Genomic DNA, 1,846 nt, shown 5'->3' with positions numbered 1-1,846 from the left:
CTAATGGGGCTTCGCCCCAGCCCGACGAGCCATGTGTGGCGGTGGGGGTAGATGAAGGGGCTCCGGCCGGAGGAGACGGTGACACTGAGTGTCCCGTTATTGACCGCCTGCTGGCAGTGGTAGGCCACGTGGGCCGACATCCGACCGGAGCCTCGTCATGACGCTACCCCGGACCGTCGCCGATGTCTTGACCGAGCATGTCCTGTTCGAGATCGAGTCCATCGACCGGATGTACCTCAACGTCTATCAGCCGCTGCTGCAACATCCGCGGGCGATCGTCGGGTATGTCCACCACCAACTGGGGTTGCCGATCGCCTCGACCGCGCCGCTGGGCAAGGTCAGCGAAGGCTTCGAGCAGGCCATCCACGCCTTCGCCCGCGCGCAGGATATCCCCGTCCTGCATCTGGCCAAGGGAGTGCGTAAGGACGATGTGATGCACGAGCACCTGGCCCGCTTCACCGCAACGGGTGCTACCGAGGGCGTGTTGTTCATCGGCCGGGCGCAGCAGAAGACCCCGGTGTTTCGTACCGAGAAGCGCCGCGATGCGGCCGGGGAGAGCTACCCGTGGATCGTCAAGACCACCGCGATGGTCAACCACTGGTACTTCTACCTCGTCGATGCCGACTTCGGGCCGCTGTTTCTGGAGTTCGCGGGCTACTTCCCCTACAACGCCAAGCTGTGCCTCAACGGTCACGAGTACGCCAAGCGGCAGACCGCCAAGAACGGGATCGCCTTCACCGCGCTGGACAACGGGTTCGCCGCCACCGACGATCCAGCCGCAGTCCAACGCATCTGCGACGGGCTGGACGCCGCGCGGATCGACGCGCTGCTGCGCAAATGGCTGGCCCGCCTGCCCCACCCCTTCACCCCGGCCGACCGGGCCGCCGGCTACCGCTATGAGATCTCCATCTTGCAGGCGGAGTTCTCCCTCACCCAGATGCTGGACCGGCCTGTTTCCGGACGCGTCTTCTTCGAACAAGTCATCCGCGACAACCTGTCCATCGGCCGCCCCGACCAGGTCAGCCTCATCTTCCACCGCAAGATGATCGGAAAGGGCCGCCGACCCACCCCGGGGCATTTCCGCACGCGCATCATCACCCACGGGGTCACCCCGAGCCTGCACGTGGACTACAAATCGAGCCGGATCAAGCAGTACCACAAGGAAGGACGCGCGCTACGCACCGAGACCACCATCAACAACACCTACGACTTCGGCATCGGCCGGAAGCTGACCAATCTGCCCGCGCTGCGCCAGATCGGCTTTTCCGCCAACCGACGCCTGCTGGGCGTCCAACGACTCAGCCACGACCCGATCACCGGCGCCGAAGCCGTCCATGCCGTCTGCGACCCCATCGTGCGCCCCGACGGCCACCGGACCGCCGGGCTACGCTTCACCGACCCCCGCGCTCAAGCGCTGCTGCACCTGCTGGTCTTATTCCGCCTGCACATCAACGGGTTCACCAACGCCGACCTGCGAGAACTCCTCGGCGACGCGCTCGGCCGCTCCCACATCACCGCTGGCCAAGCCAGCTACGATCTGCGCCGCTTACGCCTGCACGGCCTGATCGAACGCATCCCACGCAGCCACCGCTACCGAGTCACCGATCTCGGCCTGCAACACGCGATGTTCCTCACCGCCGCCCACGACCACGTCCTGACCACCGGCATGGCCGAACTCCACCAGCCCAGCCGCCTGACCACCGCCACCCGCACCTACCAGCGAGCCATCGACGATCTCGCTCACCGTGGCGGGATCGCCGCCTGACCAGCGACTCCGCCCAACATCAGCCCAACATCACCAAACTTGACTCGATCTTCCCGGCTTCGCCGAATCAAGCCGGGCTAG

The 1,846-nt window shown here is 65.8% G+C and carries 1 protein-coding gene; it reads left to right on the top strand.

Going from position 1 to position 1,846, the window contains the following annotated elements; all coding sequences use genetic code 11:
* Positions 1 to 157 precede the first annotated feature (157 nt).
* Positions 158 to 1,765, top strand: coding sequence for a hypothetical protein (locus tag ACFLIM_RS50100; protein ID WP_393177991.1), 1,608 nt, complete (start codon positions 158 to 160; stop codon positions 1,763 to 1,765).
* Positions 1,766 to 1,846 lie beyond the last annotated feature (81 nt).

Source organism: Nonomuraea marmarensis, assembly GCF_043197025.1.
Taxonomy (GTDB): Bacteria; Actinomycetota; Actinomycetes; order Streptosporangiales; family Streptosporangiaceae; genus Nonomuraea; species Nonomuraea marmarensis.
The sequence above is the reverse complement of the archived record's forward strand: the minus strand, read 5'-3'. Positions and strand labels throughout refer to the sequence as shown.